24 protein-coding genes are annotated in these 25,398 nt (G+C 57.1%); 9 read left to right on the top strand and 15 right to left on the bottom strand.

What is annotated here, in order from left to right; all coding sequences use genetic code 11:
• Positions 1–89: 89 nt before the first annotated feature.
• Both dapA and ABFX35_RS08515 read right to left on the bottom strand, forming a co-directional pair.
• The gene (dapA, locus tag ABFX35_RS08520; protein WP_279024210.1) at positions 90–974 is read right to left on the bottom strand and encodes a 4-hydroxy-tetrahydrodipicolinate synthase; all 885 of its coding nucleotides are present in this window, start codon (positions 972–974) and stop codon (positions 90–92) included.
• Between the two features lie 106 nt (positions 975–1,080).
• Positions 1,081–1,224 carry a hypothetical protein gene (locus ABFX35_RS08515; RefSeq protein ID WP_279024208.1) on the bottom strand — a complete coding sequence of 48 codons (144 nt, stop codon included), beginning with the start codon at positions 1,222–1,224 and terminating at the stop codon, positions 1,081–1,083.
• Positions 1,225–1,505: 281 nt separating this feature from the next.
• Between ABFX35_RS08515 and ABFX35_RS08510 the strand changes: the two genes are divergently transcribed.
• Complete coding sequence (locus tag ABFX35_RS08510; protein ID WP_095848618.1) at positions 1,506–2,567, top strand: NAD(P)-dependent alcohol dehydrogenase; 1,062 nt, start codon at positions 1,506–1,508, stop codon at positions 2,565–2,567.
• A 33-nt stretch (positions 2,568–2,600) separates the two neighbouring features.
• Here ABFX35_RS08510 and ABFX35_RS08505 read toward each other — a convergent pair whose 3' ends face one another.
• Positions 2,601–3,260, bottom strand: coding sequence for an HD domain-containing protein (locus ABFX35_RS08505; protein WP_095848619.1), 660 nt, complete (start codon positions 3,258–3,260; stop codon positions 2,601–2,603).
• 12 nt (positions 3,261–3,272) lie between these two features.
• Positions 3,273–3,551 carry a hypothetical protein gene (locus ABFX35_RS08500; protein WP_095848620.1) on the bottom strand — a complete coding sequence of 93 codons (279 nt, stop codon included), beginning with the start codon at positions 3,549–3,551 and terminating at the stop codon, positions 3,273–3,275.
• 196 nt (positions 3,552–3,747) lie between these two features.
• Here ABFX35_RS08500 and ABFX35_RS08495 point away from each other — a divergent pair, with 196 nt between their 5' ends.
• The 3 genes from ABFX35_RS08495 to ABFX35_RS08485 all read left to right on the top strand — a co-directional run bounded on the left by ABFX35_RS08495 (position 3,748) and on the right by ABFX35_RS08485 (position 7,183).
• Entirely contained in the window at positions 3,748–4,059 is a 312-nt protein-coding gene (locus ABFX35_RS08495; RefSeq protein ID WP_095849179.1) for a hypothetical protein, read from the top strand.
• Positions 4,060–4,092: 33 nt separating this feature from the next.
• Positions 4,093–4,947 (top strand): aminoglycoside phosphotransferase family protein, encoded by an 855-nt coding sequence (locus ABFX35_RS08490; RefSeq protein WP_346080307.1) that lies wholly within the window; start codon positions 4,093–4,095, stop codon positions 4,945–4,947.
• A gap of 145 nt (positions 4,948–5,092) precedes the next feature.
• Positions 5,093–7,183: a prolyl oligopeptidase family serine peptidase gene (locus ABFX35_RS08485; RefSeq protein ID WP_346080306.1), complete on the top strand. Its 2,091-nt coding sequence runs from the start codon at positions 5,093–5,095 to the stop codon at positions 7,181–7,183.
• 139 nt (positions 7,184–7,322) lie between these two features.
• On the opposite strand, the gene dtpA is transcribed toward ABFX35_RS08485, so the two are convergent.
• The 5 genes from dtpA to rsxD form a co-directional block, all read right to left on the bottom strand.
• Positions 7,323–8,834, bottom strand: a complete 1,512-nt coding sequence (gene dtpA, locus ABFX35_RS08480) for a dipeptide/tripeptide permease DtpA (RefSeq protein ID WP_279028995.1) — start codon at positions 8,832–8,834, stop codon at positions 7,323–7,325.
• 570 nt (positions 8,835–9,404) lie between these two features.
• Positions 9,405–10,046, bottom strand: coding sequence for an endonuclease III (nth, locus tag ABFX35_RS08475; RefSeq protein ID WP_346080305.1), 642 nt, complete (start codon positions 10,044–10,046; stop codon positions 9,405–9,407).
• A complete protein-coding gene (locus ABFX35_RS08470) occupies positions 10,046–10,744 on the bottom strand; it encodes an electron transport complex subunit E (RefSeq protein WP_095848625.1) in 699 nt (232 codons plus the stop codon). The genes nth and ABFX35_RS08470 overlap by 1 nt, the downstream gene beginning before the upstream one ends.
• On the bottom strand, positions 10,741–11,370 hold the full coding sequence (gene rsxG / locus ABFX35_RS08465) for an electron transport complex subunit RsxG (protein WP_346080904.1): 630 nt from the start codon (positions 11,368–11,370) through the stop codon (positions 10,741–10,743). Before rsxG ends, ABFX35_RS08470 begins: the two co-directional genes overlap by 4 nt.
• Before the next feature lie 15 nt (positions 11,371–11,385).
• On the bottom strand, positions 11,386–12,471 hold the full coding sequence (gene rsxD / locus ABFX35_RS08460) for an electron transport complex subunit RsxD (RefSeq protein WP_346080303.1): 1,086 nt from the start codon (positions 12,469–12,471) through the stop codon (positions 11,386–11,388).
• Between the two features lie 376 nt (positions 12,472–12,847).
• Between rsxD and ABFX35_RS08455 the strand changes: the two genes are divergently transcribed.
• Positions 12,848–13,741 (top strand): helix-turn-helix domain-containing protein, encoded by an 894-nt coding sequence (locus ABFX35_RS08455; RefSeq protein WP_346080302.1) that lies wholly within the window; start codon positions 12,848–12,850, stop codon positions 13,739–13,741.
• 39 nt (positions 13,742–13,780) lie between these two features.
• On the opposite strand, the gene rsxC is transcribed toward ABFX35_RS08455, so the two are convergent.
• The 4 genes from rsxC to ABFX35_RS08435 form a co-directional block, all read right to left on the bottom strand.
• Positions 13,781–15,877, bottom strand: a complete 2,097-nt coding sequence (rsxC, locus tag ABFX35_RS08450; protein ID WP_346080300.1) for an electron transport complex subunit RsxC — start codon at positions 15,875–15,877, stop codon at positions 13,781–13,783.
• Positions 15,870–16,445, bottom strand: a complete 576-nt coding sequence (rsxB, locus tag ABFX35_RS08445; RefSeq protein WP_095848629.1) for an electron transport complex subunit RsxB — start codon at positions 16,443–16,445, stop codon at positions 15,870–15,872. The genes rsxC and rsxB overlap by 8 nt, the downstream gene beginning before the upstream one ends.
• Positions 16,445–17,026 (bottom strand): electron transport complex subunit RsxA, encoded by a 582-nt coding sequence (rsxA, locus tag ABFX35_RS08440; protein WP_095848630.1) that lies wholly within the window; start codon positions 17,024–17,026, stop codon positions 16,445–16,447. The genes rsxB and rsxA overlap by 1 nt, the downstream gene beginning before the upstream one ends.
• A gap of 142 nt (positions 17,027–17,168) precedes the next feature.
• Positions 17,169–17,609: a DUF2569 domain-containing protein gene (locus ABFX35_RS08435; protein ID WP_095848631.1), complete on the bottom strand. Its 441-nt coding sequence runs from the start codon at positions 17,607–17,609 to the stop codon at positions 17,169–17,171.
• Positions 17,610–17,813: 204 nt separating this feature from the next.
• Between ABFX35_RS08435 and ABFX35_RS08430 the strand changes: the two genes are divergently transcribed.
• Together ABFX35_RS08430 and ABFX35_RS08425 are read left to right on the top strand one after the other, a co-directional pair.
• On the top strand, positions 17,814–18,854 hold the full coding sequence (locus ABFX35_RS08430) for an oxidoreductase (protein ID WP_095848632.1): 1,041 nt from the start codon (positions 17,814–17,816) through the stop codon (positions 18,852–18,854).
• Positions 18,855–19,016: 162 nt separating this feature from the next.
• A complete protein-coding gene (locus tag ABFX35_RS08425; protein ID WP_346080297.1) occupies positions 19,017–20,018 on the top strand; it encodes a bile acid:sodium symporter family protein in 1,002 nt (333 codons plus the stop codon).
• 39 nt (positions 20,019–20,057) lie between these two features.
• Here ABFX35_RS08425 and ABFX35_RS08420 read toward each other — a convergent pair whose 3' ends face one another.
• Positions 20,058–20,798 (bottom strand): SDR family NAD(P)-dependent oxidoreductase, encoded by a 741-nt coding sequence (locus tag ABFX35_RS08420; protein WP_346080295.1) that lies wholly within the window; start codon positions 20,796–20,798, stop codon positions 20,058–20,060.
• 124 nt (positions 20,799–20,922) lie between these two features.
• On the opposite strand from ABFX35_RS08420, the gene ABFX35_RS08415 reads away from it, so the two are divergent.
• Positions 20,923–21,840 (top strand): LysR family transcriptional regulator, encoded by a 918-nt coding sequence (locus tag ABFX35_RS08415; protein WP_346080293.1) that lies wholly within the window; start codon positions 20,923–20,925, stop codon positions 21,838–21,840.
• A 35-nt stretch (positions 21,841–21,875) separates the two neighbouring features.
• On the opposite strand, the gene add is transcribed toward ABFX35_RS08415, so the two are convergent.
• Positions 21,876–22,874 (bottom strand): adenosine deaminase, encoded by a 999-nt coding sequence (gene add / locus ABFX35_RS08410; RefSeq protein WP_346080292.1) that lies wholly within the window; start codon positions 22,872–22,874, stop codon positions 21,876–21,878.
• A gap of 395 nt (positions 22,875–23,269) precedes the next feature.
• Here add and ABFX35_RS08405 point away from each other — a divergent pair, with 395 nt between their 5' ends.
• Positions 23,270–25,189 carry a DUF3857 domain-containing protein gene (locus tag ABFX35_RS08405; RefSeq protein ID WP_346080291.1) on the top strand — a complete coding sequence of 640 codons (1,920 nt, stop codon included), beginning with the start codon at positions 23,270–23,272 and terminating at the stop codon, positions 25,187–25,189.
• Positions 25,190–25,398: the final 209 nt, after the last annotated feature.

Here is a 25,398-nt window from a genome sequence, read left to right as displayed (position 1 = left end):
GGCGAACCGATTCTTTGTAGCTTAGGCGCTTTCCGGCCATCGCGCGCAGCAGTGGCATGCCTTGGCGCGGAATCAGGTCGCCCGCCGCGTTACACTGTCATAGCTGCTGCAACCGGCAGCAGCGCCAATTGGGCGGCAATCTGCTGGCGTAAAGCCGGTGGCGCCGGTTGCATGGGGGAGCGCAGCTCATTGTGAATCAATCCCTGCAGCGCCAGCGCGGCCTTGACCGGCGCCGGGTTGGGGAAGCTGAACATCTGTTGGATCATCGGCAGCAGGGCATAAAAATTAGCCCGTGCCGCCGCCAGATCGCCATCGGCCACCTGTTGCACCAACTGCACGAAACGTTCGGGATACAGGTGCGCTGCGGCGGAGATGGCGCCGCTGCCGCCCAGGCAGAGCGTGGAGAGGATCAGGTTGTCCTCACCGGTCAGCACATCGATTTCGCCGTCGTCAATCAGCGCCATGGTGGCGTTCGGGTTGCCGCCGCAGTCTTTAATCGCCTTCACCTGCGGGTGGCGGGCGATCTGGCGGAGGGTTTCCAACTCCATGGCGACGCCGGTGCGGTAAGGCACGTTATACAGGATCACCGGCACACGGGCCGCATCCGCCAGCGTGGTAAAGTAATCGACCAGCCCTTGCTGGCATGGGCGAATATAGTAAGGGGCCGGAACCAACACGCCGGCGACATCGCGCTGCTGGATCGCTTGCAGCATCTGCAGCGATCCGGCCAGGTTATTGCCTGCCAGCCCCATCACTACCTGATGGCCCGGCACCACTGATAACACCGCATCCAACACCGCCAGCTGTTCTTCTTTGCTTAAGGCTGCGGCTTCGCCGGTAGTGCCGCACACCGCCAGCCCGGAAACGCCGCTGGCAATCAAATGTTTTGCCAGGCGTTTTACCGCCGGTAGATCGACCGCGTTGTTATCGAATGGGGTCACCATTGCAACCCAGATGCCGGAAAATAAGGCCATGAAAAACTCCTTCTGTGTGTGACCGCCAGATGAAGTCAGATGAGGAAACAAGCGGGGCAAACCTGCGCCGTCCTGTCAGTTCATCTGACCGGACAGCACGCCCCGGTCAAACGAGCGTCTGTTTCTTCTGCTTGAGCGCCAATGGGCCACCGACCAACAGCGCTGGCAGCGGCGGGCGGTTATAGGAGGAAACCTGGGCCATGGCGATCTCGCAAAAGAGGAATGAGATCCGATGATGAATATTCTTCATCTCGCTGTCAATTTATAACGCCTTGATCGTTTTGTTATTAATGATTATCCGCAGGTAATGAGTATTGCTAATGCGCGCGCGGCGATGCCGGATTAAAAAACCAGCTTTAGGCAAGCATCGGCGAGGATTATGCAATGCACAATGCTTCAGGTTGGCCATACTGATAAGCGTGCTTCATGCGGGCAGGCATCAGCTTGCGCCATGAACAGTAACGCCGCTTGGCCAGGCCAGGCGTAGCCAGGCGGGCCGGGTGCCTTGTATTAAGTCTCAGGAGAAAAGTGATGCCGTTAAATATCCGTGGATTTGCCGCCGAGTCGGCAACCAGTGCGTTAGCCCCTCATCATTTTATCCGCCGCGATCCGCGCGATAATGATGTGGTGATTGATATTCTTTATTGCGGCGTTTGCCATTCAGATCTGCATCAGGCGCGTAACGAATGGGGGCACAGCGTTTACCCGATGGTGCCGGGCCATGAAATTATCGGCAAAGTGGCCCAGGTCGGCGGCGCGGTCAGCCAGTTTCAGGTGGGGGATTGGGTCGGCGTGGGCTGTATGGTCGATTCCTGTCAACACTGTGCGGCCTGTGAAGAGGATCTGGAGCAGTATTGCGAGGAGGGGTTCACGCCGACCTATAACGGGGTGGATCGCCACGACAGCCTGCCGACCTTCGGCGGCTATTCCGAGAAGATTGTGGTATCCGACAAATTTGTGCTGAAACTGTCGGAAAAGCTGGATATGAAAGCGGCGGCGCCGCTGTTGTGCGCCGGCATCACCACCTGGTCGCCGCTGCGGCACTGGCAGGTTGGCCCCGGTATGAAGGTGGCCGTCGCCGGGCTGGGCGGGCTTGGGCATATGGGGCTGAAGTTTGCCAAAGCGCTGGGGGCGGAAGTGACGCTGTTTACCCGAACGCCGGGCAAGGAACAAGAGGCCAAACGCTTGGGGGCCGACAACGTGATCATTTCCACCGACGCCGCGCAAATGGCGGCGGTCAGCGATTATTTCGATATTATTCTCGATACCATACCCAACCCGCATGATATTAACCCTTATGTGGGGGCGTTGGCGCGTGACGGAAATTTGATTCTGGTCGGGCAGATGCAGCCGCTGGAACCGGGCGTTAGCGGGGGTGGTCTGGTCATGGGGCGCAAATCAATCAGCGGCTCGCTGATCGGCGGGATTGCAGAAACCCAGGAAATGCTGGATTTCTGCGCTGAACACGGTATCGCCAGCGACGTAGAGGTGATTGATATACAGAACATTAACCAGGCCTATGACCGGATGCTGAAAAGCGACGTTAAATACCGCTTTGTGATTGATATGGCCTCGCTAGCGCAAAACTTCTAAACCGACCGGCGGGGCGATAAGCTCCGCACCGGCTCAGATCTCATCCAACACATTATCCAGAAACTGCCGCATACGTTCAGTGCGTGATGCGGCCATTTGGCGGCCGGCTGCGGTCTGGAGCCCGGTCTGCAGTTTGAAGAGCTTGGTGTGAAAATGGTCGAGAGTGAAACGGCTGTCATCGTATTGCCGGTGCTGTGCCAGCGGATCGGCGGCGTCGTACAGTGATCTGCCCAAGCGCCCGGCGATATAAAAGCAGCGCGCAATGCCAATCGCACCGATCGCATCTAGCCTGTCGGCGTCTTGCACGATCCTGGCTTCCAGCGTTTCTGGCGCGATGGCCGCAGAAAAGCTGTGGGCCTCGATCGCATGGGCAACGGCATGGATATCTGCGTTCGGCCAGCCCAGTTGCGCCAATAGCCTGCTGGCTTTTTGCGCCGCCAGGCGTGAGGCCAGCGGCCGCTGGGGGGAGTTTTTTTCAACCGTGACGCAGTCATGCAGTAGGACCGCGGCGCACAAAATGCGCCGGTCGCCGCCTTCTTGTTGCTGGATGCGGCTGGCGTTTTTCCACACGCGCTGCAGGTGCGCCACGTCATGGGCGCCGTCTACAGCGCTGAAGGCTTCTGGCAAGAGCCGCCGTGCTAATGATTGGTAGGGGGCGAAAGGGGCCAGCCATTCCTCAGGCGGTAAATGCATCGCATAATCCTTTTAGGGGGGCGTATTGCCACTGTTTTTGCCAAATTTTCTGTCGTACTCCCGCCGATAGGCCCGCGCTTTGTTGCGATCGCGGATCCACAAATAGCCGCAGACCAGCGCGACAATTGACGAAAAGGTAATGTTGCGCACATCTTGGTCGTAACAAACGATCAGCAACGCATCCAGCGCCGCGATAAAGCAAATCCACTTATAGAGGTGGGATTGCCTGCGCGTGGCGGCATTAAGGCGTTTCAACTGCCGGGCTTCATCCAGAACGGGCTTTTTTTGCATAGGTAACCATCGTAAAACTACAGCTCATTATAAATTACCAGAATCTTCACGCCGGCGGCAGAGCACTCTGCTGTCCGGCGCGCTATTTTTATTGTGGTGCGCAGAAATTTACCTGTGGCTGCGTATTGAATTCATTCGCGAGAATGATAAGTTATTTATTCATCTATTGTGGGTTTTTATTCAATGCGGGGTGGGTATGATCGTCCGGACCTGGCACGGCTGCGTGCCATTACAGCATCGCAAGGGATTCGCCGCACACCTGAACGCCACCGGTGTGCAGCATGCTAAAGCAACCGCCGGTAACTGTGGCGCATTTGTCCGGGAAGAGGTGCAGGGGGAGTATGCCCATTTTTTCCTGGCGACCTATTGGGCTTCGCTACCGGCCATTAAAAATTTCGCCGGCAAACAGTACCAGGTCGCCGTGACTTACCCGGAGGATGAGGCCTTTGGCCTGATATCCGATCCTTACGTATTCCACCACTGGGTTGATGAAGTCACCACGCTGTAATCGGGGGGGCGTTCGTCAACGATTGATCCGGCCATGAACCCAGCGTTTCTTCCCTATCTACAGCGTTGGCAACTGCAGACGGATGGGCAGCCGTTTGCCACCCACAGTAGCCTGTTGTTGCCGGTGCGCTACCAGGGAAAAGCGGCAATGCTGAAAGTCGCGCATGAGCAGGAAGAAAAGTTCGGCGGCTTGCTGATGTGCTGGTGGCAGGGCCAGGGGGCGGCGCAGGTGCTGGCATGGCACCACGACGGTCTGTTGCTGGAACGGGCGCAGGGCGCGTTATCGCTGGCGCAGATGGTACGTGAAGGGCACGATACCCAAGCGACGGAGATTTTATGCCGCGTGATTGCCCGCTTGCATGCGCCGCGCCCACAGCCCTTGCCGGCGTTGATCCCATTGCATCACTGGTTTGCCGCTCTGTGGCCCGCGGCGCAGGCCCACGAAGGCATGCTGCGCCTGTGCGCCACCTCCGCGGCGGAGCTGCTGGCCAGCCCGCGGCAGCAAAGCGTATTGCACGGGGATATCCATCACGATAACGTGCTGGATTTCGGCACGCGCGGCTGGCTGGCGATCGATCCCAAGCGCCTGTATGGCGAACGCTGCTTCGACTATGCCAATCTCTTTTGTAACCCCAACTATGGTGTCGCCACCGATCCGGCCATCTTCGCGCGGCGCGTTGAGCAGGTGTGCCACATAGCGCAGATTGATCGGCAGCGCCTGCTGCAATGGATCCTGGCCTGGGCCGGGCTTTCCGCCGCCTGGTTTCTGGAAGATGGCCAACTGGCGGATATCGATTTTCGCGTAGCGGAGCTGGCGGCAAGGGCATTGGGCCTGCCGGTGCCGGCCGGTGAGTCTGGTTTTATCCTGCAGCAACTTTGGCCGCGTTAACGTAACGCGTTGCACCCGCACAGGCTTTGACTTCACATCGCCGAATGCTACCTTGTAAGCGACGGACTCTACCTCTCCCATCAGGCGTATTGGCGCCGCGTTGGCCCTGATAATCCCGTGGAAAACAGCAGGAGCGATATTCACTATGCCTTCATTACCAAACTCACCACGCCAGGATCTGGCGCAGGCCCACCCTGTATCTTCAGACGATCCCTTCCTGTGGCTGGAAGCCCTGCAGGGGGAATCCGCACTGGCGTGGGTTGCGCAACAGAACCAGCACACGCTGGCGCAGTTCGCCCAGGGGGACAACTTCCCGCGCCTTGAAAAACAGGTATTGGATAACCTGAACAAAGAGACCCAGATCCCGTGGGTAGCCAAATATGGCGATGCCTATTACAACTTTTGGCAGGATGAGCATAATCCGCGCGGGCTGTGGCGGCGCATCACGCTTGATGAATACCGTAAAGACAAACCGCAGTGGGAAACCGTGCTGGATATCGACGCATTAGGCAAAGCGGAAGGCGTGGATTGGGTCTTCCACGGCTCGCAGCCTCTTGCGCCGGAATACCGCTATTGCCTGGTGTTTCTGTCGCCGGACGGCGGGGACGCTTCGGCCATGCGCGAGTTCGATCTGGTGGAGAAACGCTTCGTTGAGGGGGGATTTTCGCTGCCGGTGGCCAAAAGCGTGGTGTCGTGGATCGATCGCGATCGGCTTTTCGTCGCTACCGACGTTGGGCCGGGATCGTTGACGCATTCCGGCTACCCGCGGATTGCCAAACGCTGGCGGCGGGGCACGCCGCTGGAAGCCGCCGAAACCCTGTATGAAGGGCAAATGACGGATATGCGGGCTTATGCTTATCACGATCACACGCCGGGCTTCGAACGCGACTATGTGATACGCATTGTGGATTTCTATCAGCGTGAAGTCTTCGTGCTGGATGAGCAAGACCACAAAATCAAACTGGATGTGCCGCTCGATGCTGAAACCGGCAGCCACCGTGAATGGTTGTTGATTAAACCGGCCAGCCAGTGGCAGGTTGGCGCGGCCAGTTATCCTTCCGGTTCGCTGCTGGCGGTGAACTTTGCCGACTATCTGGCGGGCAAACGCGAACTGACGGTGTTGTTTACCCCGACGGCGCGCGCGGCGTTAAGCGGTTACAGCAGCACCCGTGACCATCTTATCCTCAGCATTATGGAAAACGTGGTCAACAGGCTGGAGGTGCTGACGCCGCAGCAGGGCGCATGGCAGCGTAAGCCATTGGGCCGTCCGGGAGAGCTTAGCAGCATCTCGGCAGGTGGGGTGGATGATGAAAGCAATGCCTATTTTCTGACGACCAGCGGCTTCCTGCAGCCTACCTCGCTGTATTTGGGCGACCTTGACAGCGTCGATGAGCCGCAGTTGCTCAAGCAGGCGCCGCACGATTTCGACGCGGCGGGTTACCAGGTGAGCCAGCATTTCGCAGTGTCGAAGGACGGCACGGCAATTCCGTATTTCCAGATTGCCTCGAAGGACATGGTGTTGGATGGTAACAACCCGACCTTGCTCTATGGCTACGGCGGTTTTGAAGTTGCGCTGCAGCCAAGCTATTTGGCTAACCAGGGGCCGGCATGGCTGGCGCGCGGCGGGGTTTACGCGATCGCTAATATCCGCGGCGGCGGCGAGTTTGGCCCGCTGTGGCACCAGGCGGCGCTAAAGGATAAACGCCACCGCGCCTATGAGGATTTTGCCGCCGTTGCCGAGGATCTTATTGCGCGAAAAGTGACGTCGTCACAAAAACTGGGCGCGCGCGGCGGCAGTAATGGTGGGTTGTTGGTGGGCAATATGCTGACGCTGTATCCCGCACTGTTCGGCTGCATCGTGTGTGAAGTGCCGTTGCTGGATATGCGGCGTTACACACAACTTTCTGCCGGCGCGTCCTGGATTGCGGAATACGGCGATCCGGAAAAGCCGCAGGAGTGGGCATATATCAGCACCTTCTCGCCATACCATAACGTGCAGCCGAATAAGGCCTATCCTCCGGTGCTGTTTTATACCGCCACCAGTGACGATCGCGTCAACCCGGCACATGCGCGCAAAATGGCGGCGCACATGCAGCAGTTAGGGTATTCGCAGGCCTATTTCTATGAAAATACCGAAGGCGGGCACAGCGCCGCTGCGGATAAAAAACAGGCCGCTTTTCACACTGCGCTGGTCAGCGAATTTCTGTGGGCACACCTGGGCGCGGATAGCAAATGAGCATTAACGATAACGCTGGCTATCGATTTTAGGTGACAATGTCACAATAGCTTATGCTGCCGGTATTGTGATGTAGCGGATCCGGTGGAATTTTAATAAAAAAGCGGGTTACCCCGCTTTTTTGCTGCTTGCTACCGGCTTAATTGGCGAGCGCAGGCTGCGTGCCGGTATCGTTGTCTTGCGCCGTATCGCGCGTCATGCGGTGCAGTGTTGGCGCCGTCAGCAGCATCAAAAGTGCGATGACGGCGGTAACCACACCGATTTGCATAAACACATGGCTATAAACGGCCAGTGAAGCATTGGAATCGGTGATATCGTTCGGCACTGCAGTCATGCCGGCCACTTTACCGGCGATAATGGCCGCTGCGGCAGTAGTCAGGAACCACGAGCCCATGATAAAGCCCATCAGGCGCTGCGGCACCAACTGCGCCACCATCGCCAAGCCCAGGCCGGAGATCATCAGCTCGCCAACGCTTTGCAACGCATAGCTTAGAATCAGCCAGTTGACCGAAACAATGCCTTGTTGGTTGGCGAAGCTGGCGCCCAACGGCAGCACCAGGAACGCACAGGAGCACAGCACCATGCCGAAAGCGAACTTGTGCGGCATCGGCAGGCGATCGCCCATTTTATTGTACAGGGTGGCCAGAATAGGGCTGGCCACCATGATCCAAAACGGGTTCAAGGCCTGGTATTGCTCCGGCTCAAAGCGGATACCAAAGATAGCGTGTTCCACGTTATGGATGGCAAAGAAGTTCAACGACGTCGGCATTTGGCTGTACAGCACAAAAAATACCACCGCTTCCAGCATCAGCAGGAATGCGACGATCATTTTGCGCCGGGCCGCCCCGCGCAGCGCAAAGGTTTCTTTGGCAAAAATGATCACAATGCCCAGCGAAATCACCGCCAGCGCCCAGCGCGCCACGCTTTGGTTATGCAGCAACCAACTGGAGACCGCAACCAGAGCAACCACACCGGCCAAAACCAGCAGCAGCTTTTTTACCTGCAGCGGGGCGAAGTCCGGTGTTGAGCCATGTGCCCGGACCCATTTTCTGCAGAACATAAAGTTAATCAGGGTTAACAGCATGCCGAGCACGCTCAGCGAAAACGCCACGTTCCAGCCGTAATGCGCGGCCAGCCAAGGGGTTGCCAGCATTGAGAAAAACGAGCCCACATTGACCGACATGTAGTACATGGTAAAGGCGCCATCAAGACGAGGATCATCTTTGGCGTAGCAGGTGGCAAGCAACGAAGACGGGTTCGCCTTGAACAGGCCGTTACCTACCGCGATGGTTGCCAGGCCCAGGTAGACCCAGAAGATGTCGTGGCCGGAATACGCCACCATCGCATAGCCCACGGCCAGCACCAGCGCGCCAAGCACAATGACACGTTTCGTTCCCAGCACTTTATCTCCCAGCCAGCCGCCGATGGCGACAAAACCGTACACCAGCGCGCTGAACGAGGAGAACAGGGTAATTGACTCGGCTTCGCTCAGGCCGAGCATATTGACCAGATAAACGGCCATGATGCCTTGCAGGCCGTAATAGCCGAAGCGTTCCCACAGTTCGATGGAGAATATCAGGTAAAACGCCCGTGGTTGTTTGAACGCGTTAAGGCTAACGTTTTCAGGTTGTGAGTTGTTTGCTGTCGACACGAATGCCTCTTTTTTTATTAAGCGTATAAAGTAGTGAAAATCACGGCGAATACGGTGAGGGCGGTACTTCTTCCGTAGGGTTTCGCACAACATAGCCGCGTAATGTTCACGATCTTTGTCAACGGGGCAATCACTTTTTTATATCTGGTTACATATCAGTTTTATGGTTTTATGTGAACAAATTGAAAAAATATATCGTATAAAATAGGGTATTTCCTTGATCTGTAGGTTTTTATATTAGCTGAGAGCCTGCTTTGTTTTTGTTAGCGCATTACCCTGTGTTTTTAAATTTTACATTTATTTAATTCCGTTTAATTATTAATTGTCGGATTGTTATTCTGGTAATTTTGCTTTTTTGGCGTTTTATCGTCTGATTTTTTATAGCGTGTGTTTGTCTGGCATTTAGGCTGTGTGGTATGTGCCGATCGGCTATTTTTTTGCCATAATTCTTGTCGAGAATTAATTAAACGAGAAGAGTTTCTCGGATCGATGGCGGCCGTGGGCGGTAAGTGCGCGCCGCAGTTCAGATGAATGCAGGGGAACGATGGGCGCCGGCGCGCCCGGGTGGGGTTAGGCTTCGGGGTAGATCTTTTCCGGAAATTCGCACAGATCTTCAATAATGCAGGAGCCGCAGCGCGGTTTGCGGGCGATACAGGTATAGCGGCCGTGCAGAATAAACCAATGGTGGCAATCAACCTTGAATTCCGCCGGCACCACCTTCAGCAGCTTTTCTTCCACCTGCTCGACGTTTTTCCCCGGCGCAAAACGCGTCCGGTTGCAAACGCGGAAGATATGCGTATCGACGGCAATGGTTGGCCAGCCAAAGGCGGTGTTCAACACCACGTTGGCGGTTTTGCGCCCCACGCCAGGCAGAGCCTCCAGCGCGGCGCGGTCTTCCGGCACTTCGCCGCCGTGTTGTTCCAGCAGAATACGGCAGGTTTTGATGACGTTTTCCGCCTTGCTGTTAAACAGGCCGATGGTTTTGATGTATTCCTTTACCCCATCAACCCCCAGCGCCAGTATGGCGGCGGGGGTATTGGCCACCGGATACAGCCTGGCCGTGGCTTTGTTGACGCTGACATCAGTTGCCTGCGCCGAAAGCAGCACGGCGATCAGCAGCTCGAACGGGGTGGTGTACACCAGTTCGGTGGTCGGGTGTGGGTTGTTATCACGTAAACGGGTGAGAATTTCCCGGCGTTTTTCTTTATTCATTACGCTTTCTCTGCCTGCCCATGCGCCAGGTTGGTTTCAGCCAGCGCCGCTTTGGCTTTGCGCGCTTTCATTTTTTCATCAATCAGGTATTTGGCCGCCAGCATCATGCCCAGGCCGATAAATGCGCCGGGCGGCAGCATCGCCAGCAGGAACGGGCTGTCGAAGTGCACCACTTCAATCCGCAACACTTTGGCCCAACTGCCCAGCAGCATATCGGCGCCGTCAAACAGCGTGCCGTTGCCCAGCAGCTCACGTAGCGAACCCAGCACGAACATCGCGCAGGTCGCCCCCAGGCCGGTGGCGCAGCCATCGAGTGCCGACAGGCCGACAGGCTTGCGCGAGGCGATCGCTTCGGCACGGCCCACCACGATACAGTTGGTGACGATCAGCGGGATAAAAATCCCCAGCGATTGATACAAACCGAAGGCGTAGGCATTGATCAGCATCTGAACGATACTCACCACCGCGGCAATAATCATCACGTAAATCGGAATACGCACTTCATTCGGCACCCAACGGCGCACGGCAGAAATGGAGGCGTTGGTCAGCGTCAGCACCAGCGTGGTCGCCAGCCCCAGCCCCAGCGCGTTGGTGGCAGTTGAGGTGACCGCCAGCAGCGGGCACAGGCCCAACAACTGAACCAGCGCGGAGTTGTTCTTCCATAACCCCTGAACGATTAACTCTTTGGCTTCACTCATTCGCTGGCTCCACAGGAAGGTAAGGTATCAAGTTTAGGCGGTAGCGTTTCCAGGTACAATGCTGTGCGGCGCACGGCGTTAACCACCGCGCGCGGCGTGATGGTCGCACCGGTGAACTGATCGAACATCCCGCCGTCTTTTTTCACTGCCCAGCGAGCGTCATCCGGGCCGGTGATTTTCTGGCCGCTGAAAAAGGTGATCCAATCGCTGATGCGCAGCTCGATTTTATCCCCCAGGCCCGGGGTCTCGTGGTGCTCCACGACGCGGGTGCCCAACACGGTGCCGCTGAAATCCGCCCCCACCAACAGTTGGATCGCACCGGAATAACCGTCCGGCGCGGTGGTTTCGATAGCCGCCGCCACCGGTTGGCCATGTTTACGCGCCAGGTACAGGCGGTGCGGCGCGGCATTGCCGAGGGCAGGATCGCTGACCAGAAAACAGTCGGCCTGCATGTGGTTATCGTAGTGTTCCGGCGGCACGACCTGATCGAGCAGCGCCTGCTGCTGCAGCGCCGATTGATGGGCAATGGTTTTCTGCGTTAGCGCATTAACCACTGCCGTTAGCCCGGTGGTGACCGCGGCAAATATCGCCAAGCGGGTGCCATGTTTTCTCATTGAACTCAACATCATGATCATGGCTCCTTAGCGTTGGCCATACACGCGTGGGCGCGTGTAGTGGTCGATGAGCGGCACGGTGATGTTGGCCAACAGCACGGCGAACGCCACCCCGTCAGGGTAACCGCCATAGACGCGGATAAGCCACACCAGCAGGCCAATCAGCGCACCATAAATCAGACGGCCGCGCGGCGTGGTCGAGGCGCTGACCGGATCGGTGGCGATAAAGAACGCGCCGATCATGGTGGCGCCAGAAAACAGGTGAACCAGCGGCGGCGCCTGGTGTGCGGGGTTAATCCACCAGGCCAGCGTAGCGCAGACGGCGATCGTAAGCAGCATACTGCCGGGGATTTGCCAGTGGATCAACCGCCGGCCGAGCATAAACAATCCGCCTGCCAGGAAGCCGATATTTACCCACTGCCAGCCGATACCGGCCAACAGGCCGCCAAACATCGGCTGTTGCAGGAGCTGTTCGACCGAGTGGCCGCTGCGCAGGCCGGTTTTAAAGCCGTCGAGCGGCGTGGCCTGGCTTATGCCATCAACCCCCATCTGCAGTTCGTGCATGGTGGCGCCCTGCAGCGTATGGCCGCTGAAAATGGTCATGATGACATCCTGGAACGGCAGTGCGCTGGCGCGCAGCGCTTCCGGCGGCAGCCAACTGGTCATCTGCACCGGGAAAGCAATCAATAACACCACATAGCCCACCATCGCCGGGTTGAAGGGGTTCTGCCCCAGGCCGCCGTACAGCTGCTTGGCGATGACGATGGCAAACACGGTGCCGATAACGATCATCCACCACGGCGCCAGCGGGGGCAGGCTGACGCCGAGCAGCAATGCGGTCAGCAGTGCGGAGTTATCCGCCAGCCGTACGCGCACCGGCTGCTTGCGCAGCGCCAGAATGGCGCCTTCGGCCAACAGCGCCACGGCCATCGCCAACGCGGTCTGCACCAGGGTGCCATAGCCAAAGAACCACAACTGTGCCACCATCCCCGGAATACAGGCCAGCATGACCCACAACATAATGTGGCTGGTGCTTTGCTGGTTGTGGGTGAAAGGGGAACTGGCGATGTGTAAGCCTTTGGCGGCTGTCTGTTGTACTGGCCTGAACTTCATACAGTCACTGCACCTATCTTTGCCATACTCACGGCATGTTCATGCGCCAAGCGGGGCGCCGGAAAAATTCTAGCGCCGCATTCTACCGCAATCATCGCGTGGGTAATACGTCTTAATCATAGGGATATAGGGGTTTTTCGCCGTGGCCGGCCCGATGTGGCGCTTTTCGCCGCGGTGTTCTTCTGCCGCGCCACGGAGCACCGTAACGGTTCGCCAGAAAGTGCTAACGCAGCCCTTTAGGCTCAATGAGTTACGATTAGTGTTGTAACTTAATGAATATAATATTATTTTTAAACATGGTCGCACAAAATAACAACTTTCACCTGATCCTTACGGATTATTATCCTATTCCTTACTCAGTAGTGAATGAATTCTAATGACGAAAGAAGCCGTTTTTTTTATTGAAGAACTCATTGAGTGGGTAGAGCTGCACCTGGAGCAGCGCCCAAGTCTTGATGAGGTGGCTCGTATCTCTGGCTATTCGAAATGGCATTTGCAGCGGAAGTTTAAACGCACCACCGGTGTGCAGCTTGCGACCTACATCCGTCTGCGGATCCTGACGCGCGCCGCCGTCGCGTTGCGCATCACGCGCCGTTCCATTATTGATATCTCTGATGAGCTGGGCTTTGATTCGCAACAAACCTTTACCCGCATGTTCAAACAGCGTTTTGGCACCACGCCCAACCGTTACCGTTCGATGGAACATTGGGACGTCAGTAAACTGATGCCGCGTTTTCGCTTTGACGCGGAATACGGCAACGGCTACTACCCGGAGATCAGGCGGCAGATAATGCCGGCGTTACAACTGGTGGGGTTTAGCCGGCGCTTGGATTTTGATACGCAACAGGCGATCGAACATTCGTCCTGCCTGGCGATGAAAGACGAAATTTTCAATGATTTTTTCAAAGGGCTCAGCGTGGATTGCCGCAAGGTTTACAGCTTGCGCACGCCTAACCCCAGTGCGGCCGGTGAATGCTCGTCAAACCTGGTGATGGCGGTCGATCCGCAACATCGGCAAGATATTGTCTCTGGTCACCAGATTGAAACTATTCATGTGCCAGAACGTGAATACATGGCGATTTCTCATCAGGGCACGGCCAAAGAGTGTTTAGAGTTTTTTTCCTACCTGATCTCCAACGTGATGCCAGGGCTGCGTGATGAAGTGAAAGGCAGTATGGAAATGGAGATCATTGAAATCAAAGCCTGGGATTTGGATTTAAAACTACGCGAAATTGATGTGAGCTATACCTACCTGATTTCAATTGACTAACGGCGGCCGTGCCTCGCTGTCGCCAGGGCACGGCGCCTGTCACTCTTCCTCGGCCGCCGCAGAGCGTTCCGCCTGTTGCGCGGCTTTTTTTGCCTTCACGCGGGCAATCGCGGCGGCCACCGCGGCTTTACGTGGATCCTCTTCTTGTGCGGGCTGGGCAACGTCTGCGGTTTTGGTGCCTTCCGTCTGCTGTGCGGCTTTTTTCGCCTTCACGCGGGCAATCGCGGCGGCCACCGCGGCTTTGCGTGGATCCTCTTCTTGTGCGGGCAGGGCAGCGTCTGCGGTTGCGGCGCTGTCCGCCTGCTGAGCAGCCTTTTTGGCCTTCACACGGGCAATCGCGGCGGCCACCGCGGCTTTACGTGGATCCTCTTCTTGTGCGGGCTGGGCAACGTCTGCGGTTGTGGTGCCTTCCGTCTGCTGTGCGGCCTTTTTCGCCTTCACGCGAGCGATGGCGGCAGCTACTGCGGCTTTGCGTGGATCGTCTTCAGCGGCCGCGGTGCTGGAAGTCGGCGCGGGTTGCGAGGCTTGCTGCGCACGGCGCTCTCGGGCTTGAGCCTTGCGCGCTTCGCGGGCGGCGATCATCGCACTCTGGTCCATCTCGCCGGCGGGCGTGTTAGCCGGTGCCGCCTGGGTGCGCACGCGCGCCAGGGCGGCCTGCACCACATCCTGATCGGCCTCGGTCAGTTTCACTGCCGCTTTACGGTGGCGTTCTTCACGCGCCAGTTTTTCACGCGCCAGCCGCGCTTGCTTGGCTTCAAAACGTGCTTTGGCTTCTGCGTTGCGGGCGGCTTCCTGATCGATCGCTTTTATTTCGGCTTTCTCCTGGCGGTAGTACTGCACCAGGGGAATATTGCTGGGGCAGACGTAGGCACAGGCGCCGCATTCAATGCAGTCGAACAGGTTGTGGTTGCGGGCTTTTTCATGCTCTTCGCCGCGGCTAAACCAGTAAAGCTGTTGCGGAAGCAGGCCGGCCGGGCAGGCGTCAACGCACAGGCCACAGCGGATACAGGACTGTTCAGGCTCTTCCGCTGCGATCTCATTATGGGTCGGCGCCAGGATACAGTTGCTGATTTTAACGATCGGCACGTTGAGGGCCGGCAGGGTAAAGCCCATCAGCGGCCCACCCATCACCACCATCTGTTGGTCTTGCGGCTGGAAGCCGGTGAACGCCAGCAAATGCTGCACGGGGGTGCCAATGCGCGCCCACAGGTTGCCCGGCTGCTGGATAGCCTCGCCGGTCAGGGTGACCACACGCTCAATCAGCGGCTCGCCGTCAATAATCGCCCGCTTGATGGCGAACGCGGTACCGACGTTTTGCATCAGCACGCCGATAGCCGAGGAGTGTTTACCCTGTGGCACTTCCTTGCCGGTTAAAATTTTGGTGAGCTGTTTGGCACCGCCGGAGGGGTACTTGGTCGGGATCACCCGCAACTGGATAGCCTTATTGCCGCGTAACGCCTGTTTCAGCGCGGCAATCGCTTCCGGCTTATTGTCTTCAATGCCGATTAGCGTTGTCGTCGGCTGCAGCAGGTAGCGCAGGATCTCGGTGCCTTCGATGATCTGGTCCGCGTGCTCTTGCATCAGACGATCGTCAGCGGTGATATAAGGTTCGCACTCGGCGGCGTTAAGGATCAGTGTCTCGACGCCTTTCAGCCCGCCTTGCAGTTTGCTGGCGGTCGGGAACCCGGCGCCGCCCAGGCCGGCAATCCCGGCCTGGTGAATACGGTGGATCAGATCGGCCGCATCGTGCTGGCGATAGTCAGCGATGGGGTCTAACGGGCACCAGCGGTCTTCACCGTCGGCCTGGATGATCACGCACAACTCCTCCAGCCCGGAGGGGTGGGCGGTGATATGCGGCGCAATCGCGCTGATGGTGCCTGAGGTAGGAGCGTGTACCGGCAATGTGCGGCCTCGGCCCACGGTCAACGGCTGGCCTTTCAATACCCGATCGCCGGCCTGAACGCACAGTTCGCCTTCCGGCCCCAGATGCTGCTGCAACGGGATCACGAAAGTTTCGGGCAAGGGTGCGGTGCGCAACGGCGTGCGGCTGGATTGCGTTTTCATTTCCGGCGGGTGGATCCCACCGTCAAAATCCCAGATGCGGTCTTTCTTTAACGCGGCAAACAGATTAAACATGTTGCTCCACCTGAATCACATGCACAGGAATTGTTTTCATATCCCATTTCCAGTTGGCGGTAGTGGTGGCAACCGGCCGCATTTCAATACAGTCTGTCGGGCAGGGCGCAACGCACAAATCACAGCCGGTGCAGAGATCGCTAATTACCGTATGCATGGCGCGGGTTGCGCCGACAATGGCATCCACGGGGCAGGCCTGAATACACTTGGTGCAGCCGATGCAACTGGCCTCGTCGATATAGGCGACCTTGCGCACCGGTTTACTTGCTTCTTCGCCGCCATCCAGCGGCTGTGGCTCAACGTTGAGCAGTTCGGCCAGCTTCAGCATGACGCCTTCGCCGCCGGGCGCGCATTTGTTGATTTTCTCGCCGTTGGCCACTGCCTCGGCATACGGGCGGCAGCCGGGGTAGCCACACTGGCCGCACTGGCTTTGCGGCAACACATCATCGATCTGTTCGGCGACCGGATCTTCTTCCACGGCGAAGCGGCGCGCGGCAAAGCCGAGCAGCATGCCAAACAGCAACCCAAGCGCGCTGAGCGCGGCAATCGCAATCCATAAAGCGCTCATTAGAATTTCACCAGCCCGCTAAAGCCCATAAAGGCCAGAGACATCAGCCCGGCGGTAATCAGCGCGATGGATGAACCGCGAAACGGCGCCGGCACATCGGCAACCACCAGGCGCTCACGGATGGCGGCAAACAGCACCATCACCAGGGAAAAGCCCAGCGAGGCGCTAAAGCCGTATACGGCGGATTGCAGGAAGTTGTGGCCAAGGTTGATGTTCAGCAACGGCACGCCCAGCACCGCACAGTTAGTGGTGATCAGCGGCAGGAAAATCCCCAGCAGGCGATACAGCGCCGGGCTGGTTTTGCGCACCACCATTTCGGTGAATTGCACCACCACGGCGATAACCAAAATAAACGCCAGGGTGCGCAGATACACCAGATCCAACGGCAGCAGGATAGCGTGATCGATGATCCAGGCGCAGATTGAAGCCAACGTGATGACGAAGGTGGTGGCCATACCCATACCAATGGCGCTCTCAAGCTTCTTGGACACCCCCATGAAGGGGCACAGGCCAAGAAACTTCACCAGAACAAAGTTATTCACCAGTACGGTGCCAACAAACAGCAGCAGGTATTCGGTCATTGCAACGCCTAAAAAAATAAAAGCCGCCTATTATCGGGAATCAGCGGCCTAACGACAACATATGAATTGCAGGGATATTCACGCTTTGGCGCCGGATGCGCACATTTTACGCTGCATTAGCGCATTTGGCGCACTCGCTGCGTCACAGCTCGGTAAAGGTGCCTTTCACTCGCACGGAACGCTTCATATACGGCACCAACAACGCGGCCATCAGCAATGGCCAGAACAGGCCGCGCACCGCCACCTCATCCGGCACCGGCGAGAAGGCAAAGGCTTTAACCGCCAGCAGTACGGTCAGCAGTAACCATAGCATAAACAGCTTGGGGAAGCGGCGCGAGCGGTGGCAGAACAGCCACAGCAACCACAGCGTGTAACACCACATCAGCAGCGTCGTGGCCAGCGAAATATACCACTGAAGCGTAAACGCCTGGGCATTGGTCAACAGATATTCACGCGATTCCGGCGTAATGAAAGCCATGGTATACAGGGCCAACATCAGGCTGGCGCTCAACAACGTGACGATCAGATAGGCCATTGGGGCCAGTAGCCAGCCGCCGATGCGAGTGTATTCAGCTTGAGACATAACGCTCCAGAAAGGTGCCAATGCGATTAGCCGCATAGCTTAACGGCTAAAAAGGCGTTCGTCACTCTTAACTGGCATAGCCGGCGGTAACGCCAAGATCGCCGGTGAAAGGGATTGGGGCCGCGTGGCTTGAATTACCGCTTGTTCCCGCCGGCATCATAGTGTCAAATCAGAGAGGATGAAGTGCCCTTTTGAGGAAACACCATGAGTGAAAAAATTCGTGTCGGGCTGGTGGGTTATGGTTTTGCCAGCAAAACATTTCATGCGCCGCTGATTGCCGGCACGCCGGGCCTGGAGCTGGCTGTGATATCCAGCAGCAGCGCCGAGAAAGTGCAGGCGGACTGGCCAGCGATGGCCGTGGCCGATAACCCGCAGGCGCTGTTTGCCGATCCGTCGCTGGATTTAATCGTTATTCCTACGCCGAACGATACCCACTTCCCATTAGCGCAGCAGGCGCTGGCCGCCGGCAAACATGTGGTGGTGGATAAACCGTTTACCGTGACGTTGTCACAAGCTCAATCGCTGGAACAGCAGGCCGCGCAGGCGGGCAAACTGCTCTCGGTGTTTCATAACCGCCGCTGGGACAGCGACTTTCTCACCGTCAAAGCGCTGCTGGAAGATGGCACGTTGGGCGAGGTGGTTTACCTTGAGTCGCATTTTGATCGCTTCCGGCCGCAGGTGCGCCAGCGTTGGCGCGAACAGGGCGGTGCCGGCAGCGGCATCTGGTACGACTTAGGCCCGCATTTGCTCGATCAGGTGCTGCAGCTGTTTGGCAAACCGCAAACCCTGTATGTCGATCTGGGCGAACTGCGCCCGGGCGCGCAGGCGGTGGACTATTTTCATGCCGTGTTAAATTATGGCCAACGCCGCGTTGTGCTGCATGGCACGCTGGTGGCGGCCTCTGCCAGTGCGCGTTTTATTGTACACGGCACCCAGGGCAGCTACGTCAAATACGGTGAAGATCCGCAGGAAGCTCGGCTGAAAGCCGGCGAGCGGCCGCCACAGGCCGACTGGGGGTATGATATGCGTGACGGCGTGGTGACGTTGTCACAAGATGAGCTGCTGGCGGAAAAGCCGCTGTTGACCATTCCAGGTAATTACCCGGCCTACTATGCTGCTATTCGCGATGCGATTAATGGCATCGGGGAAAACCCCGTGCCGGCCAGCCAGGCGATTGACGTCATGGCGCTGATTGAACTGGGCATCGCTTCCGCCAGCCAGGGGAAAACCCTGCCGGTAGCTTGAAGTTGCTTCCCGGCATTCACGGCCATCGTATCGAAAACCGTGAAGCACTGTGATTTAGTGGCGGCGGGCGCAGTTTGCCCGCCGGAGTAATCATCATAACCAATGCGGGTTGGTGCATCCCAACCCGTTATTTTTTTGTTCAACGTTGAGGAAAAACGATACATGTCCTGGCTGCAGCGCTTGCGCATTGATAAATTTTTATTGGTGATGGTCATGGTGGTGATCATCGCCTCCATTTTTCCCTGTGAAGGGGTCTGGAAAGTCTTTTTCGATCGCCTGACCACGGTGGCGATCGCGCTGTTGTTCTTTATGCACGGCGCCAAGCTATCGCGCCAGGCGATTATGGCCGGCATGGGGCACTGGAAACTGCATCTGGTGGTATTCCTCAGTACCTTCGCGCTGTTCCCGTTGCTGGGGCTGGCGATGAACCTGCTGGTGCCGGGGGTGATGTCGCCCACGGTTTACCTTGGCTTCCTGTATCTGTGCGCCTTGCCGGCGACCGTGCAATCGGCGATTGCCTTTACCTCTGCGGCCGGCGGTAACGTGGCGGCAGCAGTTTGCAGCGCGTCGGCATCCAGCATTCTGGGGGTTTTTCTGTCACCGCTGCTGGTCGGTGCGCTGATGCACACCCAGGACGGCAACATTGATGTGTGGCATGCGATTGGCGCGATTATTTTGCAACTGATGGTGCCGTTTGTCGTTGGCCACCTGGCGCGGCCGCTGATCGGCAAATGGGTTGATCGCCATCGCAAGATGATCAATATCACTGACCGGTCATCAATTCTTCTGGTGGTGTATACCGCTTTCAGCGCCGCAGTGGTAGAAGGCATTTGGCACCAGATTGACGGCTGGTCACTGTTGGTGATTTTGGTGATGTCGCTGGTGCTGCTGGCGTTTGTGCTGGTGGTGAACACCTATGCCGCACGCTGGTTGGGCTTTAATACCGCCGATGAGATCACCATCGTTTTCTGCGGTTCGAAAAAGAGCCTGGCGAACGGGGTGCCGATGGCCAACGTGCTGTTCCCGGTGGCCGCCGTTGGCGCCATGGTGCTGCCGCTGATGATTTTCCACCAGGTGCAGTTGATGGTCTGTGCGGTGCTGGCGCAGCGCTATGCGCGCAAAACCGCCGCGCAGGCGGCGGCTGAAGAGGCAAAAACGGCCTGATGCCAGTCAGGCTGCGGTATCCATCGCAACCTGTGGGAATTACAGCGTGGTGATGCCACCGTCCACCAATAAATCGCCGCCGGTCATATAGCCGTCGGGGCTGGCCAGGTACAACATCGCTTGCGCTATTTGCTCCGGGGCGGCAAAACGCCCAAGCGGGATGCGCGCGCGCAGCGCCTCGTGGCCGGCGCTGCGTTGTTCCGGCGTCATGGCCGGCCATTCCAGCATGGCTGTTTGTGTGACGCCGGGCGACAGCGAGTTCACCCGGATATTTCGCACGGCCAGTTCGGCGGCGAAGCTGCGCGCCAGTGAGCGCACGGCGGCTTTACTGGCGGCATAGACGCTGCACCCGGGCCAACCCGCAGAATGCACCATTGAACTGGTCAGCACAATCGCGCTGCCATCGCGCAGGTAAGGCAGGGCCTGTTGCACGGAAAAATAGGCGCCCTTGGTATTAACGCGAAATTGCCAATCGAAAAACGCTTCGTCCACCTCGGCCAACGGCCGGCTTTCAAATACCCCAGCGTTAACCAACAACACATCGATAGCGCCGAAACGTTCAGCGGTTGCGGCATAAAAGGCGGCTAATTGTTGCGTATCGCTAACATCGGTTTGGCAGGCCATAACGCCCAATTCACTTTCCGCCTGTGCCAGTCTGGCCTTATTTTGTCCGCAGATAGCAACGTTGGCGCCCTGTTGGCGCAATAATTTCGCCGCGGCCAGGCCGATGCCGTTGTTTCCGCCGGTAATCGCCGCCACCTTTCCAGAGAACAGATTCATGCTGATTCCTCATTAAATAACATGGGTACTTTGTGATGGAAATGCAGTTTCTCTGGTTTTATGCGGCATGATAAGTTAGCGCCAGGGTATATGATTCATTCTCTATTGGCATAAATGGGGGGATATGGAGGGATTATTAGCGCTGCGGATATTCATCCGGGTTATCGAGCGCGGCAGTTTTTCCGCCGTGGCGCGCGAAATGGGGTTGTCACAGCCGACGATCAGCAAGCAAATTCGCAAGCTGGAGCAAAGTCTGGGCACAGCGTTGCTAACCCGCAGCACGCGCCACGTGGTGCCAACGCAGGAAGGGCTAAGCTATTATCAGGCATGCCGGAAAGCGATAGCGGCATTGGATGAGGCAGAAAATCAGCTCAATGCCGGCGCGGAACGTTTATCCGGAGTGCTGCGCGTTGCGGCACCGGCGGCGTTTGGCCGGCTGGAAATTCTGCCATATCTGGCAGGCTTTCTTGATCGGCACCCGGCGCTGAACGTTGAAGTACAGCTCAGCGACGATATTGTCGATCTGCTGCAATCCGGTATTGACGTTGCCTTCCGCTTCGGCCAACTGTTGCCGGAAGGGGCGATAGCCCGCCCGTTGGCGCGGCTACCCAGCAGATTATTTGCCAGCGCATCGTATTTGGCGGCCCGCGGCTGCCCCCAGTCGCCCGGTGAGTTGGCCGAACATGCCTGCATTACCTACCAGAACGCCAGCGGGCGGCAGCGCTTCTGGACGCTGCAACGGCAGGATCAGGTTTCTAGCTTTTTGGTCAATGGGCAGTTGAGCTGCAACAGTTCAGAAGGGCTGCGCGCCGCCGTGTTGGCCGATATGGGGATCTGTTTTGCGCAACCCTGGCTGTTTCGTGAAGAACTTGAGGCGGGCAGCGTGCGGCCGGTTTTGCCGGCGTACCATTTGCCGATTATGCCGTTGCACGTGGTCTATCAGGCCGATCGCCGTGGCAATGCGCGGGTGATGGCGCTGGTGGCTTATCTGGAACAGTGTTGGCTTGAGCAGGGGACGCTGCCGCCGTTAACCGCGGAATAACCATCAGGGGCGAATGCCCCTGATGCGCAATCAAATCAGCCTTGTACTTTGGCGCGCAGCGCCTGCTTTTCTTGTTCGCTCAGAAACGCCATTTTTAGGCCGTTTTCCTGTGCGGTGCGGATTTCTTGCTGTGTTAAGCCGGCTTGCGGCGCGGCGACACGGTATTCGTGTTCAATCTCAATGCCCTGAACCGCGGGATCGTCGGTGTTAATTGATGCGGTTACCCCATGGCGCAGGAATTGAGCCAGCGGGTGCTGCGCAAGGGAAGGTACGGTGCTGGTTTGGATATTGGACGTCAGGCAGGATTCAATGCCGATGCCCTGTGCCGCCAGGTAATCCATCAACGCCGGATCCTGGATCGCTTTTACACCGTGGCCGATGCGCTCGGCGCCCAGTTCGCGAATCGCTTGCCAGATGCTTTCCGGGCCGGCGGCTTCGCCTGCGTGTACGGTGATCCGCAGCCCGGCGTCGCGGGCGCGCTTGAAGTGGCTTAGGAACAGCGTGCCGGGGAAACCCAGCTCATCGCCGGCCAGATCCAGCGCGGTAATGCTGTCGCGGTGCGCCAGTAAGCCTTCCAGCTCTTGCAGGCAGGCCTGTTCACCGAAGGTCCGGCTCAGGATGCCGATCAGGCGCACATCAATATCATGATCGCGGCAGCCGGAACGGATGCCATCGATCACCGCTTCAACCACGCCGGCTACCGGCAACTGGTGCTTCATCGCCATGTAGTAGGGCGAAAAGCGCAGTTCCGCATAATGCAGCCCGGCGTTTACCGCATCCTCAACGTTTTCGTAGGCCACGCGGCGGCAGGCATCCAAATCGCCCAGCACCGCCACGCCCCAATCCAGCTTTTGCAGGAAGCTCACCAGATCCGGCTCGGTATGGGTCACTTGCACATGCGGGCGCAGCGTCTCCAAATCTTCGGCCGGCAGATCCATAGCAAACTGGCGACCAAGTTCGAGAATAGTGTGCGCACGGATGTTGCCGTCAAGATGGCGGTGGATATCGGTAAGCGGTAGGCGGGAATCAATCATGATGTGCACTCGTCGTTTTGGTATGGGTAAAGTGCAGAGCAGTATAAAAACAAATGGATGAAAATATCCATCATGTTGCATAAAAAAGTGATGTTTATCACGTTAATTGCGCACAATGCCAGCATCAGGCGCCAATGGCGGCGTAACGGCGTTTGAAAATCGCAACCGTATCTACGTTAAGCCTGTTCTTTTTTAGTGACGGGTATTCACTGCGCATAACCGTCATGATCCCTGTATAATATACTGGTTTTATAAACAGTTAATTCATGAGGGACCATGTCTGACCTGCCTACGTGGTGAAAGCATTACTCTGTAATATTGGTGTGTCACCGTACATTTCCATGGGTAAATTTGCTGCTTTATCACTATTCTTTCATGTTCGTAAGGGAATGAAGATGAAAATCACTATCTCCTCACTAGTATTGCTTGCCGGTTTGGCGATACAACCCGCGCCAATACTGGCCGCAGAGCCTCCCGTGCCAGCGAAGCAAGCCGCGGCAGTTGGCAATCATTTCAGTTTCGTGCGTTATCATGCGGACTATCAGGTTCATGCTGACGCCAGCAGCGTGACTACCGAAAGCTATGAGATTTTGCTCAAGACCAAGGTCGCGGTCGAAAAGTTCAGTCAGATCCGCCATAGTTACAGTGAAAAAATGGAAACGCTGGAAGTTCTGTCGGCTTATACGCTGACGGCTGACGGCCAGCGCTATGATGTCGCGCCTGAGCGCATTTATACCCAGGATGGTTATTCCAGCGCCCTGTCACCGATTTATGCCGATCGCAAGGTGCGGGTGATCGTGTTTTCCAATCTGGCGCCGGGCTCCCGGGTGGTGTATCAACTGCGCCGCACGCAAAATACGCCGTATTTCCCCGGCTATTTTAGCCTGTGGGAAACGTTCAGTGCCTTCGATCAATTTGACGATGCCGAAGTTACTTTACAGGCACCGGCCAGCCTGCCGATGCAGATTTATACCCGGGATGTGGACGGCAGTGACAAGCCGCAGCTTCGTTACGGGCAGGCACACTGGCGCTGGCATTATCAGCGTAGCACACCGTTGAAGGCGCCAAACTGGACGGCAGAAAAATGGACGTTTAGTCCGGTCATCATGGCCGGTACTTACCGCGAGTGGTCACAGATGGCCAACGCCTATCAGTTGAAGGCGGGAGAAGCCGCGCAGGTTACCCCGGCGATCAGGGCACTGGCGGAAAACATCACCGCCGGTATTGATGATCGCCGTGAACAGACCGCGGCCCTTTATCGCTGGGTAGCACAGAATATCCGTTATGTTGCGGTGTATCTGGGTAATGGCGGGCTGGAACCGAATTCGGCGCAAAGCGTGCTGGATAACCATTATGGCGACTGTAAAGATCATGTCGTCTTGCTGGAGACTCTGTTGGCGGCCAAAGGCATCGACAGCACGCCGGTGCTTATCGGTGCGAATAAAGGCCCGTTACTGCCTGCCGTGCCGGTGCTGGGACGTTTTAATCATGCCATCACTTACGTGCCGGAGTTCGATCTGTATCTGGACTCAACCAGTGCCTGGGCGCGTTTTGGCCAACTGCCAGAAGCTGATTTGGGTGCACCGGTCCTGCTTACACGTGAAGCAAAGCTGGCGCGTACCCCGGATAATGACGAGCAACGCAATAGCTCCTCCCTTATCGTTGATCTTACTTTTGATGACTCAGGCAATTTACGGGGAAAAACCGAGCGCAAGCTGGGGGACGTAGACGAGATCGTCATGCGGCGCTATTTTTCCCAAGTCAACCCGCAGAACCGGGCGCGAGTCGAAGAGTCGATCATGGCGACTTCCGGTATTGATGGCCACGGAGAGATTGTTATGAACGATAATCCTCTGGATCTCAAAAAACCCTTCAGTTACGGCTATCGTTTCCGGGCCGACGATTACGTTGATTTTAACGTCGTTGGCGGAATGACCTTGCCTAACCCTCCCGGCGATCGCTCTTTCCGCAATCAGTACACGACCACTGTGGCATCCACCAACGAGACGCCGTTCTATTGCCATGCGAAACAATATAATGAAACCTATCGCCTGCAATTACCGGCCAAGGTGCCGATTATCGTCATACCGGCGAATCAACAATTTCGCAATGCAGCGGGCGAATATCAGGTCGAATGGCGGCGTGACGGGCAGCGGGTGATCGTCAACCACCGGCTACAGATAAATGCCATCCGTGGCAAGGATGCGCTTTGTCAGCCGCAGGACTATCCGGCATTCCGCGCGTTGTTCCAGCAGGTGCGGCGTGGTTTCCGTGGGCAGGTGGTATACGGTGATCTTTCCAGCGAGAAACGGTGACACTTCTTTCTATGGGCTGTTAATGGCGACAGCGGTGATATTTTTATGTCTCCATCCGCGGGGCTTGCGCTCTCAGCTTAAAGTCTGCCGATGAACGCCGTTATCAACATAAAGAACGCATTTAATTTACAAAAAACCAACGCCAGGTTGCTAATTTAGCTGCACTGGGGCAGCGGGTTATCGGCTCTGCGGATTAAATCCGCAGTCTG

The sequence above is a fragment of the Gibbsiella dentisursi genome, assembly GCF_039539505.1.
Lineage (GTDB): Bacteria > Pseudomonadota > Gammaproteobacteria > Enterobacterales > Enterobacteriaceae > Gibbsiella > Gibbsiella quercinecans.
The sequence above is the reverse complement of the archived record's forward strand: the minus strand, read 5'-3'. Positions and strand labels throughout refer to the sequence as shown.

Coding starts and splice junctions, on each gene's coding strand:
- dapA (WP_279024210.1), bottom strand. CDS start 974: ATGGCCTTATTTTCCGGCATCTGGGTTGCAATGGTGACCCCATTCGAT.
- ABFX35_RS08515 (WP_279024208.1), bottom strand. CDS start 1,224: ATGAAGAATATTCATCATCGGATCTCATTCCTCTTTTGCGAGATCGCC.
- ABFX35_RS08510 (WP_095848618.1), top strand. CDS start 1,506: ATGCCGTTAAATATCCGTGGATTTGCCGCCGAGTCGGCAACCAGTGCG.
- ABFX35_RS08505 (WP_095848619.1), bottom strand. CDS start 3,260: ATGCATTTACCGCCTGAGGAATGGCTGGCCCCTTTCGCCCCCTACCAA.
- ABFX35_RS08500 (WP_095848620.1), bottom strand. CDS start 3,551: ATGCAAAAAAAGCCCGTTCTGGATGAAGCCCGGCAGTTGAAACGCCTT.
- ABFX35_RS08495 (WP_095849179.1), top strand. CDS start 3,748: ATGATCGTCCGGACCTGGCACGGCTGCGTGCCATTACAGCATCGCAAG.
- ABFX35_RS08490 (WP_346080307.1), top strand. CDS start 4,093: ATGAACCCAGCGTTTCTTCCCTATCTACAGCGTTGGCAACTGCAGACG.
- ABFX35_RS08485 (WP_346080306.1), top strand. CDS start 5,093: ATGCCTTCATTACCAAACTCACCACGCCAGGATCTGGCGCAGGCCCAC.
- nth (WP_346080305.1), bottom strand. CDS start 10,046: ATGAATAAAGAAAAACGCCGGGAAATTCTCACCCGTTTACGTGATAAC.
- ABFX35_RS08470 (WP_095848625.1), bottom strand. CDS start 10,744: ATGAGTGAAGCCAAAGAGTTAATCGTTCAGGGGTTATGGAAGAACAAC.
- rsxG (WP_346080904.1), bottom strand. CDS start 11,370: ATGTTGAGTTCAATGAGAAAACATGGCACCCGCTTGGCGATATTTGCC.
- rsxD (WP_346080303.1), bottom strand. CDS start 12,471: ATGAAGTTCAGGCCAGTACAACAGACAGCCGCCAAAGGCTTACACATC.
- ABFX35_RS08455 (WP_346080302.1), top strand. CDS start 12,848: ATGACGAAAGAAGCCGTTTTTTTTATTGAAGAACTCATTGAGTGGGTA.
- rsxC (WP_346080300.1), bottom strand. CDS start 15,877: ATGTTTAATCTGTTTGCCGCGTTAAAGAAAGACCGCATCTGGGATTTT.
- rsxB (WP_095848629.1), bottom strand. CDS start 16,445: ATGAGCGCTTTATGGATTGCGATTGCCGCGCTCAGCGCGCTTGGGTTG.
- rsxA (WP_095848630.1), bottom strand. CDS start 17,026: ATGACCGAATACCTGCTGCTGTTTGTTGGCACCGTACTGGTGAATAAC.
- ABFX35_RS08435 (WP_095848631.1), bottom strand. CDS start 17,609: ATGTCTCAAGCTGAATACACTCGCATCGGCGGCTGGCTACTGGCCCCA.
- ABFX35_RS08430 (WP_095848632.1), top strand. CDS start 17,814: ATGAGTGAAAAAATTCGTGTCGGGCTGGTGGGTTATGGTTTTGCCAGC.
- ABFX35_RS08425 (WP_346080297.1), top strand. CDS start 19,017: ATGTCCTGGCTGCAGCGCTTGCGCATTGATAAATTTTTATTGGTGATG.
- ABFX35_RS08420 (WP_346080295.1), bottom strand. CDS start 20,798: ATGAATCTGTTCTCTGGAAAGGTGGCGGCGATTACCGGCGGAAACAAC.
- ABFX35_RS08415 (WP_346080293.1), top strand. CDS start 20,923: ATGGAGGGATTATTAGCGCTGCGGATATTCATCCGGGTTATCGAGCGC.
- add (WP_346080292.1), bottom strand. CDS start 22,874: ATGATTGATTCCCGCCTACCGCTTACCGATATCCACCGCCATCTTGAC.
- ABFX35_RS08405 (WP_346080291.1), top strand. CDS start 23,270: ATGAAAATCACTATCTCCTCACTAGTATTGCTTGCCGGTTTGGCGATA.